Source organism: Bartonella sp. AC158YNML (genome assembly GCF_042196725.1).
Lineage (GTDB): Bacteria > Pseudomonadota > Alphaproteobacteria > Rhizobiales > Rhizobiaceae > Bartonella.
The window spans coordinates 1-1,818 of sequence record NZ_JBHIQU010000057.1; the positions used below are offsets into that span (position 1 = coordinate 1).

Annotated in this window: 1 protein-coding gene; it reads right to left on the bottom strand. The window is 34.7% G+C overall.

Annotation, left to right across the window (positions count from 1 at the left end; translation table 11 throughout):
* Nucleotides 1–1,818 (bottom strand): type ISP restriction/modification enzyme (locus ACFIM1_RS09165; protein WP_375694678.1); only part of this gene is annotated, 1,818 nt, incomplete at both ends.

Genomic DNA, 1,818 nt, shown 5'->3' on the forward strand with positions numbered 1-1,818 from the left:
CATTCAAGAGCGGGTTTACCATTGACGATATACTTATAAGCTTCAAGAGGGATATCTGTTATTGTGATATTGCTATTGTAAATAACAGTTGATTTATCTTTCTCTTTACCTGCTTTTGCAAATTGCATTTCAGTCACATAATAGAATTTTTCGGGATTAGAGATCTCTGTAACTTTTGGATTACCCTTTTTAAAAGTTACTGGATAAGGCTCTACATCTTCATAATTTACGTGCAAATGACCCAGTTCACGCCCTGCTGTTACAAACTTCCAAAAATCCTCAGCACTCTTTACGCAAGGAATGCGAGGTAATTCTTTGCATAAATTATGAGCATAACGAGCACGATAATCTTCCGAATGTAACAATCCGTAGACGTAATAGAATAGATCATCTTTAGTGATTTTTTCATTAGGATAAGCGGCTTTAAAATGTGCTAGCCCCTCATCAGTAATGGCATTACGTCTCTGTAAACCAGCTGTTGTGTTTTTCTCTGTAGAATTTGCAAACAAATGGGATTGTTGCTTACTTTTACCTTTTGAAACCGTAGCATCTTCATAAATATATCTTGGAAAGCATTGACCTGTATCTATTGCATGAAAATCAGGTAGATCTTTAGTCATAATAACAGAAAATCCACTTCTTGCCCCTATAGCAGAAACTTGTATCACTGTATTTTTGATCATTTTTTCTACAGGAAAGATACGAGGCATTTGATAAATTGCTTCATTAAAAATGCGATTATAATAAAGCCACTGTCGTGTAAAAGGACGATATAAACTTTGAACAAAACCGACTTCTTCAAATTTTAAAATATGACCTCTTGCTAATTGTTTTTTTATATTCAAACTCCAACTTATCTTGCTTGTATCTGAATTAACAAAATTATCTACAGCCTTTTTACGTGATTTACTGTCAGTGTGCGCATAAGCATTATTAAAACGTTCTGCTTCACTGTTATAGAAGGCAATCATGTTACCCATATTTTTCGCTAAAATTGCACGACTTGAATTGTATGCCCAAGCATCACGACTAGTCGTAATGCCACAAGAATAAATCTCAAAGAGTTTTTTCTCATGAGGTCTCTTATCGCCTAAAGCTAAGAATGTTTCAAAACTGTCATCACGTTGACGTATCCAATCACCATGCTTATCTGGTGTGATTATTTGCCAATCTTTTTTACTTCGTGTAATGCCATCAATACTACCAAAGTCCTTAATTGTTTTAAGTTTTTTTTCTCTTGTTTGATTATCACCAATATCATGATAGTAAATTTTACAAGGTCCAATAGTATTGGGATTTTTTATAAACAGCGTCACGGCAATGCCCGTCATACTACCACTACCAAAAACATTTTCACCTTCTTGAGCAGCTCCATTGCTTAACATATTTTTACGAAGATCCCCTCGTAAATTAAGTACATAAATACTCGTAAATTCTTTGGCTAAAGATTTTCGTAAACTATTCATTGTCGATTTTTCTATGTAACCAGAGCCAGAAACAAAGCCGATTACCCCAGCATTACCAATACGGTCACTTGCCCAGCGCATAGCACGAATATAACTGTCATAAAAATTTCGCGTATTCATTGCTTTAGATTGAGCAGCATAGGTTTCACGAATACGGTTATTTAATATGGGATAAGGGGTATTCTTTGCATTGTCATTAGCACTTTTTTGACCTGTTGAATAAGGAGGATTGCCGACAATAACTTGGATATCTACTTCCTGCTGTTTTTTACACCGCTCTGAATTCTCAAACATATAGCGTGTAAAAAAATCTTTTTCTTCAAGCATCAAAAACGTATCAGTTAAACAAATT